Source organism: Vibrio sinaloensis (assembly GCF_023195835.1).
Taxonomy (GTDB): domain Bacteria; phylum Pseudomonadota; class Gammaproteobacteria; order Enterobacterales; family Vibrionaceae; genus Vibrio; species Vibrio sinaloensis_C.
In genome coordinates, this window is record NZ_CP096200.1 from 559308 (window position 1) to 576693 (window position 17386).

12 protein-coding genes and 1 riboswitch are annotated in these 17386 nt (G+C 50.1%); of the genes, 4 read left to right on the forward strand and 8 right to left on the reverse strand.

Going from position 1 to position 17386, the window contains the following annotated elements; genetic code table 11:
* Positions 1-100: 100 nt before the first annotated feature.
* A complete protein-coding gene (napH, locus tag MTO69_RS16080; RefSeq protein ID WP_248335524.1) occupies positions 101-955 on the reverse strand; it encodes a quinol dehydrogenase ferredoxin subunit NapH in 855 nt (284 codons plus the stop codon).
* Positions 955-1716 (reverse strand): ferredoxin-type protein NapG, encoded by a 762-nt coding sequence (napG, locus tag MTO69_RS16085; protein WP_248335526.1) that lies wholly within the window; start codon positions 1714-1716, stop codon positions 955-957. Before napG ends, napH begins: the two co-directional genes overlap by 1 nt.
* 354 nt (positions 1717-2070) lie before the next feature.
* Here napG and fdhF point away from each other — a divergent pair, with 354 nt between their 5' ends.
* Together fdhF and MTO69_RS16095 are read left to right on the forward strand one after the other, a co-directional pair.
* Positions 2071-6282 carry a formate dehydrogenase subunit alpha gene (fdhF, locus tag MTO69_RS16090; RefSeq protein ID WP_248335528.1) on the forward strand — a complete coding sequence of 1404 codons (4212 nt, stop codon included), beginning with the start codon at positions 2071-2073 and terminating at the stop codon, positions 6280-6282.
* A gap of 175 nt (positions 6283-6457) precedes the next feature.
* Complete coding sequence (locus MTO69_RS16095; RefSeq protein ID WP_248335530.1) at positions 6458-7630, forward strand: MerR family transcriptional regulator; 1173 nt, start codon at positions 6458-6460, stop codon at positions 7628-7630.
* A 101-nt stretch (positions 7631-7731) separates the two neighbouring features.
* On the opposite strand, the gene MTO69_RS16100 is transcribed toward MTO69_RS16095, so the two are convergent.
* The 4 genes from MTO69_RS16100 to MTO69_RS16115 form a co-directional block, all read right to left on the reverse strand.
* On the reverse strand, positions 7732-10353 hold the full coding sequence (locus MTO69_RS16100; protein WP_248335532.1) for a cellulose-binding domain-containing protein: 2622 nt from the start codon (positions 10351-10353) through the stop codon (positions 7732-7734).
* 549 nt (positions 10354-10902) lie between these two features.
* Entirely contained in the window at positions 10903-11151 is a 249-nt protein-coding gene (locus MTO69_RS16105) for a TIGR03643 family protein (RefSeq protein WP_248335533.1), read from the reverse strand.
* A 152-nt stretch (positions 11152-11303) separates the two neighbouring features.
* The gene (locus MTO69_RS16110; RefSeq protein ID WP_248335535.1) at positions 11304-11795 is read right to left on the reverse strand and encodes a VOC family protein; all 492 of its coding nucleotides are present in this window, start codon (positions 11793-11795) and stop codon (positions 11304-11306) included.
* 116 nt (positions 11796-11911) lie between these two features.
* Entirely contained in the window at positions 11912-12484 is a 573-nt protein-coding gene (locus MTO69_RS16115; protein ID WP_248335537.1) for a DedA family protein, read from the reverse strand.
* A gap of 413 nt (positions 12485-12897) precedes the next feature.
* Positions 12898-13050: riboswitch (FMN riboswitch) on the forward strand.
* A gap of 104 nt (positions 13051-13154) precedes the next feature.
* Here MTO69_RS16115 and ribB point away from each other — a divergent pair.
* Complete coding sequence (ribB, locus tag MTO69_RS16120) at positions 13155-13811, forward strand: 3,4-dihydroxy-2-butanone-4-phosphate synthase (protein WP_248335539.1); 657 nt, start codon at positions 13155-13157, stop codon at positions 13809-13811.
* A gap of 59 nt (positions 13812-13870) precedes the next feature.
* Here the strand turns inward: ribB and MTO69_RS16125 are convergent, their stop codons facing one another.
* Entirely contained in the window at positions 13871-15067 is a 1197-nt protein-coding gene (locus MTO69_RS16125; RefSeq protein ID WP_248335541.1) for a sugar efflux transporter, read from the reverse strand.
* 183 nt (positions 15068-15250) lie between these two features.
* Between MTO69_RS16125 and MTO69_RS16130 the strand changes: the two genes are divergently transcribed.
* On the forward strand, positions 15251-16150 hold the full coding sequence (locus tag MTO69_RS16130) for an AraC family transcriptional regulator (protein ID WP_248335543.1): 900 nt from the start codon (positions 15251-15253) through the stop codon (positions 16148-16150).
* 55 nt (positions 16151-16205) lie between these two features.
* Here the strand turns inward: MTO69_RS16130 and MTO69_RS16135 are convergent, their stop codons facing one another.
* The gene (locus MTO69_RS16135; RefSeq protein ID WP_248335545.1) at positions 16206-17378 is read right to left on the reverse strand and encodes a p-hydroxyphenylacetate 3-hydroxylase oxygenase component; all 1173 of its coding nucleotides are present in this window, start codon (positions 17376-17378) and stop codon (positions 16206-16208) included.
* Positions 17379-17386 lie beyond the last annotated feature (8 nt).

The window sequence follows — 17386 nt, forward strand, 5'->3', positions numbered from 1 at the left end:
TGGGAGAGTATAGAGTACCTATAGGTCAAACTACAACCAAAGATTGCACAAAAGGTAGCCAGCCAACCTTCGTCTCATTGCAACAGCGCTCTGGCAAGTATCAGTCGATCTGTTTAACTGAGATGCGATTTTTAAACTCAAACACTTTCTCAGCGCACACATCGATACAGCGACCACAACTGATACAGTTTTGGTCCATTATCCGCCGATCGCCCTGTTTAAGCGGTTGACGCAACACCTCAGGCTCAGGACAAACGTAATAGCAGTCCATACACTTGGTGCAAGCTTCACGGCGAGTTGCGGTTACACGCAACAGGCTCTGGCTGCCAATCACGCCATAGGTGGCGCCAAGCGGACACAAATGACCACACCAGCCATGCTCAACCAACAGTAGATCGAGCAAAAACACCAACAGGATCAAAATCCAACCAGCGCCCATGCCGAACACTAAACCACGGTGCAAGGTGGCTACAGGATCGATCCAGGCCCAAAGCACGCTGCCTGATAGTGCGCTGCCCACCAGCAGCACTGGGATCAGCCAGTAGCGCAGTTGCGGCGACCAACGATAGCTGGCTTTCAAGTTAAGTTTGCGCCTCAGCCACGCTGCTAAATCGGTCACAACATTGAGCGGACAAACCCATGCACAAAATGCACGCGGGCTGATCAAAGCGTAAAAACCGACCACCACAGCAAAGCCAATTAAGGCTGTCATTTCAGGGAGGTGACCAGCAGCAAGAGTTTGCAACACAATCAAAGGGTCACTAAATGGAATCACATCCAGTAAGTTACTCGACGACAAATTGCCTTTCAGCACGCCAAGTGTCGGCCCTGCCATAAACAGCGCCATAATGACAATCTGAGACAATCGACGCAGCAATAAGAAGCGGTGAGCTTGCCACCAACCTAATACTCGGACAGCGTCTTTTCCGGCATCTTTGGCGAGATTCTTAGCCATTAGCGCTTACCTCCTAACGTCTCCAAAGCCTCAGCCGGCACTTGCGGCGCGCTATTTTCGAGCGGCTTAGTTAACTCTTCCCAGCCGAGTTGATAGTGGGCGCCCATTTTTCCCTTCGCCAGTTCGGTTGGAATGATCTTAATGGCCGCCACTTCCGTCACGCACGCCTGTTCACACTTACCGCAACCGGTGCATTTGTCGGAATGAACCGTCGGGATTAGCTTGGCGTGGTAGCCGGTTCGCTCATTACGAATGTTTTCAAGGGTGATGGCTTGATCGATTAACGGGCAAACACGATAGCAGACATCGCAGCGCAGCCCCTGCCAGTTAAGACACGCTTCATGATCTATGAGCACTGCGGTGCCCATACGAGCATCATCGATATTGGTTAAATTAGGATCGAGCGCCCCAGTTGGACAGACTGGCACACAAGGTATGTCTTCACACATCTCGCACGGGGTTTGGCGCGCATCAAAATAAGGGGTGCCAGACTCAACCGACGATAGTAATGTGGCCAGTTTGAGCGTGTCATACGGACAAGCTTGAACGCACAAGCCACAGCGAATACAGGCTTGTTCAAACTCTCCTTTAGCCAATGCGCCGGGCGGGCGAATCGGAACCCCTTGCCCGTCACGAGCTCGACTCTGTGTTGACTGCAAGCCCAACACTGTCGCTGCAGCCCCGACACCGACCAGCGTTCGAGTTGCATCACGCAAGAATCGGCGCCGACTCTGCTCACCATTTGACTTGGCCTTACTCATAACCTCACCCCGACATACCGCTTGCTGCAAGGTCACAGACGACTCTGCACAACAAGCATAGCAACCATACTTTTATTATGGACATTTTCCGTGCGCCAATCCTATCGACCTATACCCCAAAAGGGGTGGATCGCACTTGGTTTGATGAACGTCAATAAACGCCTTTTACCTATGTCACAGTTTTACAACTCAACGCAGAGAGGACGTCTATTTCGCTAACTGGCAAGACATCGTGGCCTACTTATTACCGGTAGCGAAATATCTAAACTTTGAGTTTTTTGTCACACGAACTTTTCTCGCAAGGCATTATCCTTAAAGAATGTATGGCTAATGGTTGTTGCCATTGGGGGCGTTATGATTGAGATAGTAGTTGATGGCAAGTACCGAATTGTCGACCCCGACACCAGCTTACTTGATGCTGCGCGCATCTGTGGCATAGAGATTCCCTCACTGTGCGGACTCAATAAAAGTGGACAAAAAATCCCGTGTGATTTGTGTGTGGTTGAGGTAGAAGGAGCGGAGATACAGCGCGCTTGCGAGCTCAAGGTACGTCGCGGCTTAAATGTGACAACCCAATCGCCTACATTAGATCAACGCCGCCGAGAGGCACTTAATCGCATTATGCGCGACCATTACGCCGACTGTGAAGCGCCGTGCAAAACAGCCTGCCCTGCTGGGGTCGATATTCAATCTTACCTCTACTACATCGGCCAAAATGACCACCAAAAAGCGATTGAGATCATCAAACAGACACTACCAATGCCACTGTCGATTGGTCGCGTCTGTCCGGCATTTTGCGAAAGTGAATGTCGCCGCGCCCTCGTGGATGAGCCGATTGCGATTCGCCAACTCAAACGTCACGCCGCCGACGCCGATTTAGCTGCCGCCGAGGCTTACGTGCCGACGAAAAAGCCTGCCAAGCATCGCTCAATTGCAGTAGTAGGCAGTGGCCCCGGCGGCTTAACCGCGGGTTACTACCTATCCAATGAGGGCTACGACGTCACCGTGTTTGAGTCGATGCCTAAAGCCGGAGGTTGGCTGCGCTATGGCATTCCTGAATATCGCCTGCCTAAAACCATTCTCGATCAAGAAATTGCCTTAATGTGCCGTAACGGAATGACGATAAAAACCGAGCACAAGTTGGGCAGAGAGTTTACCCTGTCTCAACTGAGCCAAGATTACGACGCCGTGTGTCTTGCGGTCGGCGCGTCACTCGCGGTTGAGATGAACTATCCAGGCAGCGATTTATTGGGCTGTTACTTAGGTGTCGACTACCTTAAAGATTATGTCACCGAGCAAAGCTACACCACAGGGCAACAAGTCGCAGTCATCGGCGGCGGCAATACCGCGATAGATTGCGCACGCACGGCGAGGCGCACTGGCGCAGAGACGACCATCATCTATCGCCGAACCCGCGAGGAGATGCCCGCCGAAGATTACGAAATTGAAGAAGCCGAGCAAGAAGGCGTCCAATTTCTGTTCTTAACCAACCCGGTTGAGAATCTCAGCAATCAACAGGGGCAAGTTAAGGCAATTAAACTGGAAAGAATGGCCCTTGGTGAGCCGGACGAATCTGGCCGTCGCCGCCCGCAAGCCACTGGCGAATTTTTTACCCAAGCGTTTGATACTGTGATTGCCGCGGTATCGCAAAAGCCGGATCTCAGTTTTCTCGATGATGACTCGCTTGAACTGCCACTCACTCGTTGGAATACGGCGCAAACTGACGATGTTACGATGCATAGCGGGGTCGGTAACATATTTAGCATCGGTGATTTCCGTCGTGGCCCGGCGACCGCCGTTGAAGCTGTGGGTGACGGCCGCCTAGCCGCGAAAGCGATCGATCTCTATTTACACGGCGATATGGCGATGATGCCACGGCCTGAGTTCAATGCTCGTAAAGAGCAACAGCTCTCACATATCGATCCAATCCATTTTGCCCAACTAGAAAAAGTGACGCGGGCGATAATGCCGGAGCTCACTCCAGAGCAAAGGGCGCAAAGCTTTAATGAGGTCGAGCTTGGGTTCGACAACAACGATGCGATCCGTGAAGCATTGCGCTGCTTGGAGTGTGGTTGTCAAGCCAATACCCAATGTAACTTGCGTGATTACTCAACCCAATATGGTGCGCAGCAATGCTTTGAAGACAATCTCGAAGTGAAATCCGCGCAAGACTGGCAAGCTTTGCGTGCTAAAGAAACGCGGCACAAATTTAGTGTTGATCGCAGCGCCGAGTTTATTGAGTTCGATGCCAACCGCTGTATCAGTTGTGGTCAATGTATTGATGCATGCAGCGAGCAAGCGGTGCATGGCATCCTCAATTTCGTCAATGACCAACAGGGCCGCCCTGCGTTAAGACCCGACGATCGACCTCACTTTGGCTCGATGCGCCATGGGCGAATGATGATGGGCGATTCAAACTGTGTGCAATGCGGCGCCTGCGTGCAAGCTTGCCCCACCGGCGCTATGGTCGATAAGCGCCATCGCGCTCAAGGCAGAACCGATCCGCTCACCCAAGTCGACACCATTTGTACCTATTGCGGTGTGGGCTGCAAACTGACCATGCACGTCAACCCAGCGCAAAACAAAATTGAGTACATTACTGGCGCTCAATCCCCTGTCAACCAACAAATGCTGTGCGTTAAGGGCCGTTTTGGTTTCGACTTTATCGCCGATAGTAGCCGCCTAACCACACCACTTATCCGCAAAGATGGCTGGCTACAACCGGCCAGTTGGCCCGAGGCCATCAGTCTTATCGCTAGCAAGTTGAGTAGTTTGAAACAAGATTTTGGCGGCAATGCGCTGGCGGGTTTTTCTTCAGCCAAGACCACCAATGAAGATAACTATGTATTTCAGAAATTCATTCGCCGTGAGCTTGGCACCAATAACATCGACCACTGTGCGCGCCTTTGTCACGCCTCAAGTGTCACCGGGTTAGAAGCATCACTCGGTAGCGGTGCGATGACCAATGACATCCCAAGCATTAAACACTCTGACGTCATTTTTATCATCGGCTCCGATACCACCTCAGCGCACCCGATCATCGCCTCGCACATTAAGCAAGCCATTCGTCATCATGGGGCGCGTCTGATTGTGGCCGATCCCAAACGCATCGACATGGCCGATCATGCTGAGCTCTATTTGGCACACCGCCCGGGCACCGATGTAATGCTCCTCAATGGGGTTATGCAGCAGATCATCAAGAACGGTTGGTACGATCACGAGTTCATCGAAGAGCGTGTTGATGGCTTTGATACCTTGTTGCAAGAGGTGATGTCACCCGCCTACGCCCCCGATAAAGTAGAGCTAGTGACTGGCGTCAGCGCCGATGACATCTTTGCTATGGCAAGAATGATAGGCACCGCCAAACGCACTGCGGTCTACTACTCGATGGGCATCACCCAACACACCACAGGTCACGATAACGTGCGTTCCATTGCCAACTTACAGCTGCTGTGCGGCAATATCGGTATCGAAGGAGGTGGAATCAACCCGTTACGCGGCCAATCTAATGTTCAAGGCGCGTGCGATATGGGCGCACTTCCGAATAGCTATCCCGGCTATCAAAAAGTTTACAACCCCATGGTGAGACAAAAGTTTGCCATGGAGTGGAATGCGCCCGATCTTTCGCCCGAGCAAGGCTTAACCCTAACCGAGATCATCGATGCTGCATGCCAGCGCCAAGTGCGCGGCCTCTATATCATGGGCGAAAATCCAGTACTGAGCGACCCCAATCAAGCTCATGTCATTGATGCACTAGAAACACTCGACTTTCTGGTGGTGCAAGACATCTTCTTGACCGAAACTGCGCAATACGCGGATGTGGTGCTGCCATCGTGCTCGTTTGCCGAAAAGTCAGGGCATTTCACCAACACCGAACGGCGGGTACAACGGATAAATCCTGCGGTGAAACCGCCCGGCGAAGCGAAACAGGACTGGTGGATCATTCAACAAGTTGCCAATGCTATGGGCGGTGACTGGCGGTATAAAACTGTGTCTGACATTACTAGCGAGATTGCCCGAGTGACGCCGCAATATGCCGGCCTACGCTGGGATGCCATTCCGCCCGATGGCGTACAGTGGCCAAGTAACAAGAACAACCCCAACGGTACACGCATCATGCACCAAACCCAGTTCACTCGGGGTAAAGGCCAAATGGTTGGCATTCCGTTTCGCTATGCCGCAGAACTGCCTGATGAAGAGTACCCATTGGTACTCACAACAGGCCGAGTGCTGGAGCAATTTCACACCGGCACCATGACGAGAAAAACTAAGGGGCTGGATAATCTCGCCGGCCCAAGGGCGATGATCAGCGTGCAAGACGCAGAAGCACTAGGCATATCTAATGGCCAACGCTTGAAAGTCTCAACCCGCCGCGGCGAAATCGAGATCGATGCCTTTGTTACCAAACGGATTCAGCAAGGGGTGATTTTTATCCCTTTCCACTTTGTTGAGTCTCCGGTCAACCGTTTAACCTCCACCGCCACCGACCCGCACGCGAAAATCCCAGAATTTAAAGTGGCGGCAGTGAGAGTGGAAATAGCTACGCCTCCACCAACTCAAAGCTAAGCCTTAATCTCAAGAGCCGGCGAAGACGTCGGCTCACACTCTCCCACCGCTCAGGTTCAGTAATGCGCTTTATGTTGTCACTTTTCATCCTATTCCAAGCAAAATTCGCCTTGACCTGTCTACAGCATTACACTTTATGTTATTCCCAACATAGCAATGCAAGGGCTTGTTCATTATGTATTTAATCTCACAGCTGGCCACTAAGGTTGGGCTTTCTCGCACCGCCTTACTCTATTACGAAAAGCTAGGTTTGATTAAGGGAAAGCGGCTGAGCAACGGCTATCGCCAATACAGCGAACGAGATATGCAGCGCTTATTGTTGATTCAACAACTGCAAAGCGCAGGTTTAACCTTGAAAGAATGCCAAGCGTGTATGGATGCGAAGCTAGACAAGAAAGTGCTCGCGCAGCGCCTAGTGACCTTGAATCAAGAAATAGAACAGAAGACACAAGCGCGTGACCTGTTGCTCGGTTTATTGGGTGAACGTTCACAAAGAGACATGCACAGTGTAATGAGTGAGAGCGCCCCTGAAGAACATCTACACTGGCTTAGCCAGCAAGGCTTTGACGAAAAAGAAGCATTACGAATTAAATGGTTATCTAAAGATATGAACGAACACGATCAATACATGCAAGACTTTATGACGGTATTCGAGACGCTAGACCGTTGGGGGCCTGGTAGCGAAGCGGGAACACTAGACGCCATCTCCCATCTTCCCGACAATACTCAAACCCTGTTAGAAATTGGCTGTGGTAAAGGCACTTCGACCACACTGCTCGCTGAAAACACGCAAGCACAGATCACAGCGGTCGACAACGAGCCATCAGCCATTGAGCAGCTTGAACAAAAGCTGACAAGTCGCGACTTGGACCACAGAGTGACGCTAGTCAATGCCTCGATGACCTCGCTGCCTTTTGCACCGAAGAGTTTTGATGCACTCTGGGCCGAAGGCTGTGTCTACATCATGGGGATGGAAAAGGCACTCAAACAGTGGAAGCCTTTGCTCAAAGAGAGCGGTGTTCTTATTGTCAGTGATCTTGTGTGGTTAACGGATACACCGCAGCCAAAAGTGGAGCAGTTTTGGTTGTCTGACTACCCTGACATCCAAACCATCGCCACTCGTGAAGCGCAATTTGCAAAAGCAGGTTATGAGCTCGTCGCTCAGTTCTCTTTGGGCGTAGAAGCTTGGCAAAACTACTGGCTACCGCTTGCCGAAAGAGTGAAAGAGCTAACGCCAGTTATGCCTGACTCGCAGGCGCTGATGGATATTAAACGCGAGATTGCGATTTATGAGCAAGCCGCGGCGAAAGACTTTACTTACCAATACTTTGTGTTGAAGAAAAAGTAGCGCGAGAAGCGGGAAATATGGCCCAATAAAAACGCCCTAGGCGATAAAACCTAGGGCGTTTCATTGCTTGGATGGCGAGTCACCCTATTTAGTTTGAGCCGTTACTGCGGATTCAAACCTAGCGTTTGTAGAACAAGCTTAAAGTTATCTTGACGCTCTTTCACAGCGTGTACTTCACCACTAATCGGACAGGTAGAGTCAGGACAACCGCGGTTGACAATGCCGGATACTGCGTCGATAAACGCGGTTCCTTTCAGGCCACCATCGACGTATGCTTTTAGCTCAGCGTGATAGTTCCAATCCGCGTATGGACCGCCAACATCGTTGTAGATTTGCACGGATGATACCCAGTAGAACAGACCCGCTATCCACTTGATCTCTCTGTTCTCTTCAGAGCTACAAATCAGGCCTGGGTTAGAACAGAAATCGAGATCGGCATACAGTGGGTTTTCAGGTGCGGCTTCAACCACTACCCCATTGACTGTGGTGCCTACTGTTTCCGGGTCAACATGCGAGCGGCCCATAAAGTGGTTCAGAGTACCAAAGTTCTGACGACCTGTGGTTTGGATAACACCACGCCCCCACCAGCCACAACCTTCGACGGTTCCTGTGGTGTCTGAGCCATCCCAGATGAATTTACCCGCTTTCTGGCCTGCATAAACCTTACAGTCTTCACGCTCCCAAACCTGCTTAGACTCGTCGACAGACGCTGGTACTTCCATACAGTGACCATCGTTGGTCCAGCGCCCCACATTGCCGTTGACCAGTAGTCCTTGCTCTTCCAGCACGGAATCCGGTGCAGCGAAAATCGGTGCCGGAGCGCCATACCACTTAGCATTGGTCAATGCCGTCACTTCCATCTTAGGATCGCGAGGACATGAATACGGATGATCAATGCCAGTCACTGGGTCCATACCGTAGTCAGCGTACTTCTGACCTAACTGACCACAACTTGCTGTCATTGGATAGTTAACCGGTGCACCATAGCGAACTTCTGACCAGTTGTTCTCGTCACACGCGTTATAGCGAATCGTCTCTTGCATACTTTGAGCAAGGAAGGCTGCGATCGCCACTTTGGCGTACATGGAGTTGGTGGCGTCATCCGCCGTTTCATCAAGTAGCCAGAAGGTATTCCCTGCGACACCGACGTTGTGCATAGAGTTGAGGCCAGCTAAGAAATCAGCCCACTTGTACACAGTAGAAGGTGCCCAATTACCTTGTGAAACTTCGTACAAAAACGCTTGGTTGTTCATCGCGTTTTCCGCCGCCGTCAACTCAGCATTGAGTGAAGCGATACGCGTTAGCGGGCCATTTTGCACACTCTCACCAACGTAATACAGAGGGATTGTCGCCGTTTGATACTGTTCAATTTTAGTATCTAGATCGACAGTGTTTGCATCGAATAGCAGCGCAAACACGTTGCTGTGAGCGGCTTTGCGGATATGACGATCGCCTGAGGTATTACCTAAGAAATAGGTTGCCGCTTGTGCGGTCGGGATTTCTGAAAGCAGTGCCGGCGTTTTGAGGTGGTCAGAGACTTGCTTCACGTACTCAAGCGCGTAATGCCATTGCTCATCGGTTAATGCTGGCGTCGACGCAGATTTAGTGAAGGAGATAAAGTCCGCTTTGGTTGGCGAATCGGCTTTGTACAGCTCGAAGCTTGACAGCAGATCTGACGTACCTGCAGAAGCGGCGTTCCATACTGCTCGCTTACCTGAGTATACGTTGTAGGCAAAGTCACCAATGCTCACCGTCCAGCCAAACGACGCCTGAGGTGCAAGCTGAGATATCACTAGGTTGTAAGCTTGCGCCCAACCTTGAACGTCATCGGTTAAGGCATTGATATCCGCAAGGTCAATCGCTGACGCTGTGGTATCGACTGCGGCCGTTAACGCCTGCTTAACCGCTACCGTGCCCAGCGCTGCACCTCTATCTGCGGTCGCCACATCAAGAACATCACTGTTGATGATGATGGAAGTATTGCCCGCCACTTCCACCGCCTCAATAAGAGCAATGAACGCATTGGTTAGCGCTGTGACATCAGCCAAATCGGCACTGCTGATGGTATCGACAGCCAGTGTCGACGGCACATCGAACGTAGCCGGACCTGCGGCAACAAAATGGCTTGGCCATCCAGCCACTTCGAGTCGAACTGGGTCGAGAGGGTTCGGTAACGACAGCGCGGTACCACCGCCCGCCGGAGTGTCAGAACAGTTCAGATGCAATGCCCAGCTACCATCACTGCCAGGAATCGATGTCGTCCACCAATTTGCTTTGTAAGCCACATTGTCGTTAACCATGATGTCGCCAGCGGTGGCATGTGTGCCTTGTGTCCAGTCAGGGTAGACATTGAACTCGGCACATAAGTCGCCGGGGGCGGGATCAGGCGTTGGGTCTGGTGTGGGATCCGGTGTAGGATCTGGGTCTGGAGTCGGATCAGGATCGGGAGTTGGGTCAGGGTCCGGTGTAGGGTCGGGATCCGGCGTAGGGTCTGGGGTCGTTGCGCTGACTAGCTTCCATGGCGAGTCCCATTCGTTGGCGTAGTTGTCTGTCGGGCTTTGTCCCGCATTGACCCACCATTTCGCTTCATAGACGTTGCCGCCCGCCGTCACTTGTGAGCCGCCAGAATACGACTTCGTGGCATCATAGGGTTCAGCTGCAAACAAGTGACCACTCAGAACAACACACGCTAATGTGGCTGCTATCTTGCTCATCCTAAACATAGTTTTTCCTTTCTATTAATAGACTTGGCTATTTGAATCACGTTTTGATACATACAACTTTTTATAATTCGAGATAAATAATTATCAAAAAATAAGTTAGCACTCTCAGTCTATTTAAATAGTAAATCTGGCAAGATTCTTATTTTTATTCGGCTCAAATCACGTATATGACGCTAACAAAGTCGTTAATTGCACCACTTTATTGAGAAAGAAAATTAATTTATGCAGCAAATAAATACCCATCCCGAAACCAAACAAGCGACACTAGGTAACTTATTGAATATTAGTGCTATTTATTAATCAAGGTGAATATAATAGCGTGGGACAGATTAATGCCAACAAAGCGATAACCTGCCGATATTGAATTAGAAACTGAACAAATATCACTGAATAATGTAAATTCAGCCCCATTTAAAAGCTCGAAACGGCGAGATTTTGGAACGCCGTTCATATTAATTAAAACAGACGGGCATGAATTGGTGTTTATTGAATTCCTTAGTCAGAGCAAACTCAGCTATTGGAATTGAAATACCACCATATCAAATAATATTATCGAGGCTTATATTGGGTCGGACAATAACCACGCGTCACCTCCGGGCTGCGCAAAGCTTGGTGCTTGGTTGTGCGGCCCGATACGCGCTGCCGCCACAACTTGAAGCTCCCCGGTTTAAGACTCTGGCGCATCAAGCGAATCACCTGTTTTTCACTTAAACCAAACTGGGTCTTGATCGCTTCGAACGGGGTTCGGTCTTCCCATGCCATCTCAATAATTCGAGAGTGCTCATCAGCTGCTCGCATCTTTTTCAATCCTACTGAATAACACAAAGCCAATAATACGTACCGATGCCGCGGTTGGTTTAGTGAAATCCAGCACCAAGCCAAGTTTCTAGATATGAAAAGCACAAAAAAGGGAGTTGGCCGAGCCAACTCCCTTTCAAGGTACGGTTCTATTATTCGTAATCAGACGCGTAAGTGTCTTCGTATGAGTGCGAGTAGAACTCAAACAAGTTGCCAAACGGGTCTTCTAGGTAAACCATTTGTGCTTGTTTTGAATCATCTTCTGGGTGGTAGCGATGAATATCCATGCGTACTTTACCGCCAAACTCTTCTACACGCTTAATCGCTGACTCAAATTGCTCTTTTGGCAACTGTAGACAGAAGTGGAAGATACCTAGGCGCGAGAAATCAACTTGATGGCGCTCTTCACGGTCAACCATTTCGAACAGTTCGACACCAATACCATCGGTTGTCACTAAGTGAGCAATGTTGAAGCCTTTAAAGCCCTCACCAAATACCGCAATACACATACGACCGATGGCAGATTCACGCTCCTCGATGACTTTAGTGTTGTTCATTACAACGCGTAGACCTAGCGCTTTAGTGTAGAACTCAACCGCTTGGTCCATATCGCCAACCATAATGCCAACGTGATTCATTTTCATAATTAAGCTCCTGAATGAGAGTGTTGGGGAGGCGTTCCCCGTTTCGATGAGGAGAGTATATGAGGCGCTTAAAATTAATGAAAATTATCATTAATTATAAAAATAATAATGAAATTTTATACTATATCTTTTTGCTGACTCGAGGACCGCCAAACGTGGGTAAGACTGGTGATAAACAGCACCAACAATAAAAGACTTAAGGCAGTGAGATTCTCGATGCCAAATGCTTCGAAACTGGCACCGAAAGCATACCCGCCTCCGACCATCACCACACTCCACAACAAGGCTGAACTTGCGTTAAGTAGAGTAAATCGCCGCCAAGTGATAGGAGTTAAACCAACAGGTAACGCGCCTATGGTTCTCAGGCCCTTGGGATAACGATATAAGTAGACATATGCGGCGCCGTAACGTTGTGCCAACTGCATCGCACGCTTGAGCAGTCGGCCTATTCTCGATCCACTATTAACCCAGCTTACTCCCCAATGCCGGGCGATTGCAAAACGCAACTCATCGCCCAGGTATCCGCCTGCAAAGGTGGCGATGGCGACGATCGATACACTGACCGCACCTGTATGAGCGGCATAGCCCGCAAACAGGGGTAACCAACCACTCTTTAGAGCGCAGTAACCAAATAGAATGGCGTATACCAAGTTACCGTATTCCGCAATCAGCGCTAAAACTGAATCCATTGACCTATCCAATCGTTTGTTTTCGTTGATGACTTTTACACAGTTGAACCCACTTAGATCACTTGAACTGTGAATTACGACCATCAGAGGCGATTGATTTTCCATGCCAAGCCGATACAATTTGCCCGCTATATCAGGGTCTGTTGACCTTTCGAGCTGATTTTTGCAGCCCTTTGTGGGAAGTTTGTTCAAGACAATAGTTTTAACGTGGAGTTGGTCTACATAAAAAGCCGATAACGCAGTAGAAATGAGCCACAAAGGCTGCCCGAAGGGTTCGGCTAGAATCGTCTTATGCTTTGTTAAGAAGTATTGGCTTAGAATAACTAGGCGACATACTCCTTGCCGCGCCTAAAACGATTCTATCTCGAACAAAATTTAACCGCGAAAGATAAACAGACCCTAGCAAACGTTTAATTTATTCTCAGGGCGGGGCGAAATTCCCCACCGGCGGTATTCCCCGAGATATGACTAGGGGTGAGCCCGCGAGCGCTCAAATGTTTTTGAGGTCAGCAGATCTGGTGAAAAGCCAGAGCCGACGGTTATAGTCCGGATGAGAGAGAATGAAAACTCACCACCTTGCGCTGCAAGTCGTGGTGCATTTCGTTTTGGCTGGGGCTTTGACCTCGGTGCTCTTGTATGCCCTGATTCTGGTGATTATTAGGAGTAAACCATGAATCAGTCATCTCTACTTGCCGAATTCGGCGATCCAATCACTCGTGTTGAAAACGCACTATCTGCGCTCAAGCAAGGCCGTGGCGTGTTGCTATTAGACGACGAAGACCGCGAAAACGAAGGCGATATCATCTATTCGGTTGAGTCTTTAACCACTGAGCAGATGGCGCTGATGATCCGTGAATGTAGCGGCATTGTGTGTCTGTGCTTACCAGAAGAGCAGGCGGACCGTTTAGAGCTTGCGCCTATGGTGGCGAACAATAACAGTGCCAATCAAACTGCATTTACCGTTTCGATTGAGGCCAAAGTTGGCGTGACCACTGGCGTCTCGGCGCAAGACCGCGTCACCACCATTAAAACGGCGGCCAATCCAACCGCCAAACCGAGCGATCTCGCTCGCCCAGGCCACGTGTTCCCGCTGCGCGCACGCAAAGGTGGGGTGTTAACCCGACGCGGCCACACCGAGGGCACCATCGACTTGATGCAAATGGCAGGATTACAACCGGCCGGGGTACTGTGTGAGGTCACCAATCCCGATGGCAGCATGGCTAAAACCCCAGAAATCGTCGCATTCGGTAAACTACACAATATGCCCGTGTTAACGATTGAAGACATGGTTCTCTATCGCCAACAACATGAGCTAAAATTGGCTTAAATTAAAACACCGCTAAACATCCAGTGCTTAGCGGTGTTTTTCAATTGTCGACTTCCCCATTAAGCGACTGCTTTATCTGGCTCTGGTGCCACTCGCGTTTTAAACGCAAACAGTGTCAATAACAGCATCGACAGTGACGTTCCCGTCAGCGAGACGTAAAGCGTGCTGTAGTAGTCGAACATCTGAGCCACAACGCCCACCGATAAACTCGAGACCAGCATACTCACACTCAATACGCTAGAGAACAGCGTTGACGCGGTGCCAAGTCGGTCATGCATCATATCTTGCAGCACCACCATGCCAAGCGTAGCGCACACACCAATAAAGAAGCCGTTAAGGAGCTGAGCGCTGAGCATGGCGATGAAAGAGGTGCTGGTCAACATAATGATATAGAACAACGCACCACTGGCCACAGCCAGCGTCATCAGCTTTATGGTACCGAGACGTTGCGACATTTTGCCCGCCCAAAGCATCACCGGAATTTCGCACAGTGCTGCCGCGCCAAATAAGAAACCCAGCCAGTTCGGGTCGACCTGCAACTCCTGAGACAAATAGAGCGGCACGCTAGTAATGTAGAGATTGTTGGCCGAAAATGCCGCCACCAGCGCCAGGCAATACAGCGCGATCAAACCTGGCTGACTCACCGACTTGATACCATTTTCCATCGACTGATCTTGCTCGGTTTTTTCCACTCGTCCGTCGGGTAAAAACAGAACGATAACGACAATACCTAGCAAGATAATCGCCGCCGAGACCATAAATGACGCGTTGAAGCCAAAACTGGCTTTGAGCATAAACGCCAATGGCGGACCAAATACCCAAGCGATAGCGATCCCCGCACGCATGGTCGATAAAAACGTGGTGCTGTTGGCAACATGTTTGTCTGCGTATTCACGCCCGAGCGCAAACAGTTGACCAAATGAGGCACCGCTGACACTGCCAAACACCGTCGCCACGGCCACCGCGGCCCAATAATCGCGGATCACGGTAAAGCTTGATACTGTGATGAGATAACAGGTAAGCGCGGCCAGTAAAATGGTTTTACGTGACCAACTGGTGTCGGATTTTGCGGCCAATAATTGCGATACCGCCACCGAGCTCACTACAGATAAAAACATATACAAACTGAGCTTAATCGGCTCAGCGCCGAGTTCTTCGACAATAAACAAGCTTGAGAGGGGATAGAAAAATGCACCACACAACCCCGCCACAAACGCGGTAAACACAAATAATATGGCTGTTTTGTCTTTAAACATGGTTCCCCCTTTGCTTTGATTGATGACCCTACTTTTGATGACGCTAGTCTAACCAAACGCGACCGTTCGCAATGATGATATTCGAGCCAAGTCTGATACTTTTCAGTCAAGTTTTAGTAAATCTTTGACAGAAAAGAAGCAGCAACCCTAAGCTATCGGGGTTGTGATTGCGCAAGGTTAGCCATGAAACCCTTTATTGAAAATGTATTGAGTACTCCGCACTACGACTGGATGGTGCGCGAGTATCACTGTCAGCACCACAAACAGACATTCTCATGTCCTTGGCACTATCACGCCGAGTATGAGCTGGTCCTTTATCTGGATGATAACGATGTGTTTAATGGCCACTATTTAGCGGGAGATACGATTGGTCAGGTGAGCAAAAATACGGTGCTGCTGTATGGTCCGGGACTCCCGCACCTAATTAAGGGCACCATTCACGCCACTGAAGAGAAAGTCCACCGCTCAATCGTGGTGTGGTTTAAGCAGCACTGGGTCGATAAACTGCAAGCGGCCATTCCTGAGGCGCGCAATGTGAAGCGATTGTTGGACAAAGCCACATTTGGGGTCAAGTTTTCTCAGCCCATCGCAGACAAAGTGGCTGAAGTTTTGAGTGATATCGACCGTTTGCCCAGACATCATCAAGCGGTTCGATTAATGGAGGCGCTGCTCTATCTGAGTGACGATCTTGAGTCGTGCAAAATCTCCTCAACACCCTATCGGCTCAATCAACTCGCTGATGATAAAGATGCCCATCGACGAGTCGAGCTCGCCTCACGCTATATCGAGAACCACTATGACCGGCCGATTAAGATTGCCGATCTATGTCAAGCGCTGCATTTGAGTGAGAGCTCCGCGTATCGCTTGTTTGAAAAACACTATGGCGTGAGCTTTTCCGATCATCTTAAGCAGTTTCGCATCGGCAAAGCGTGTGAACTGCTGGTCAATAGCCAGTATCCCGTCGCTTTGGTGGCAGAGCGCTGTGGATTTCAGAATCTGTCAAACTTTAACCGCCAGTTCAAAACCGTAAAGCAGATGACCCCTTCCGCGTTCCGACGACAATTTGAATTGGCGAGCCAATAAAAAAAAGCCAACTCAGTACACCCACCGAGTTGGCAACACAGACACGCAAAAGCGCTTAAACCATCGTTGGATCAGGCTCTAAACCCATCAACTGACGACCTAAGATTTGCGCACACACATCATAATCGGTATAGGCGTGAGCACCTGTCATATGCGAGTCGCGGAACAAGCGCTGCCCTTCATTATCGCTAAACCAGGCCATGCCGCCCATCGCATCAAAGAGTCGGTCGACTGCAGCGATACACATTTTCACCGCGTAGGCTTGGTTAGTACGCCAGTAAGCAAGCGTATCGGCATCTGGGTACTGCTTACGCTCACCGTGTTCTTTGTGGTCGTGCCAAGTTTTTTCCAGCAGTGCTCGCGCAGCCGCCACTTGATGGGTAGACTCCGCCAAACGCATCAGCGCTGGGGTCGCAACGCCAACATTGGCCCCCGTATAGGCACGAACTCGGTTTTTCTGTTTATCTTTGAACACCACCAGCATGCGCTCAGCAATACCTAAACTGATTGCGGCAAAGCCACAGGCAAAGTAAGGACGGTAAGGCGTGTAGAAAATGTCGCTGTCTGGGTAGAGATCAAAGCCTGCTGAATAGCCTTCCATCATGCCTTTGGCCGTTTCGATGCGATGCTCAGGAATAAACACATTGTCCAATACTAAGGTTTTGGTGCCACTCGATTTCATGCCTGCCGCATACCAATCATCGACAATTTTGTATTCATGACGCGGCACGACACCAAAGCAATATACCTTGTTGCCATCTTCGTCAAAGCGATTGAAGCCGAGAATCGCCCAGTCAGCATGGTCACAACCACTACTCCAACGCATGTTGCCATTGATGGTCACTCCGCCCTCTGCCTCTTCAATTTGACCAAACGGCGCGATACTCGAACTGGCGGTCGCCTCAGGGTTACTGCCCCAAAATTCGTCTTGTGCTTGCTTAGAGAACATCGCCATTTGGTGACTGTGAGTCGCCAGTAAGCTGGCGCCCCAAGCGGTACCGCCACATGCGCCAGCCAGCGCCGCCACACAATCAGTAAACTCAGGCAACGAGATTTCTAACCCACCGTAGGCTTTAGGTTGAAACGCACGGAAAAAGCCAATCTCTCGTAGTAAACGGATATTTTCTTCGGGTGGAGTGCGGTCTTGTTCCGCTTGCTGGGCGTTTTTGGCGATGGTCGGCAAGATAGTGTGCAGTTTTTCTAACAGAGGGTTGTGCTGTTTCATCATCGATTCCT

Coding starts and splice junctions, on each gene's coding strand:
- MTO69_RS16115 (WP_248335537.1), bottom strand. CDS start 12,484: ATGGATTCAGTTTTAGCGCTGATTGCGGAATACGGTAACTTGGTATAC.
- MTO69_RS16105 (WP_248335533.1), bottom strand. CDS start 11,151: ATGCGAGCAGCTGATGAGCACTCTCGAATTATTGAGATGGCATGGGAA.
- fdhF (WP_248335528.1), top strand. CDS start 2,071: ATGATTGAGATAGTAGTTGATGGCAAGTACCGAATTGTCGACCCCGAC.
- MTO69_RS16130 (WP_248335543.1), top strand. CDS start 15,251: ATGAAACCCTTTATTGAAAATGTATTGAGTACTCCGCACTACGACTGG.
- napG (WP_248335526.1), bottom strand. CDS start 1,716: ATGAGTAAGGCCAAGTCAAATGGTGAGCAGAGTCGGCGCCGATTCTTG.
- MTO69_RS16135 (WP_248335545.1), bottom strand. CDS start 17,378: ATGATGAAACAGCACAACCCTCTGTTAGAAAAACTGCACACTATCTTG.
- napH (WP_248335524.1), bottom strand. CDS start 955: ATGGCTAAGAATCTCGCCAAAGATGCCGGAAAAGACGCTGTCCGAGTA.
- MTO69_RS16100 (WP_248335532.1), bottom strand. CDS start 10,353: ATGTTTAGGATGAGCAAGATAGCAGCCACATTAGCGTGTGTTGTTCTG.
- MTO69_RS16110 (WP_248335535.1), bottom strand. CDS start 11,795: ATGAAAATGAATCACGTTGGCATTATGGTTGGCGATATGGACCAAGCG.
- MTO69_RS16125 (WP_248335541.1), bottom strand. CDS start 15,067: ATGTTTAAAGACAAAACAGCCATATTATTTGTGTTTACCGCGTTTGTG.
- ribB (WP_248335539.1), top strand. CDS start 13,155: ATGAATCAGTCATCTCTACTTGCCGAATTCGGCGATCCAATCACTCGT.
- MTO69_RS16095 (WP_248335530.1), top strand. CDS start 6,458: ATGTATTTAATCTCACAGCTGGCCACTAAGGTTGGGCTTTCTCGCACC.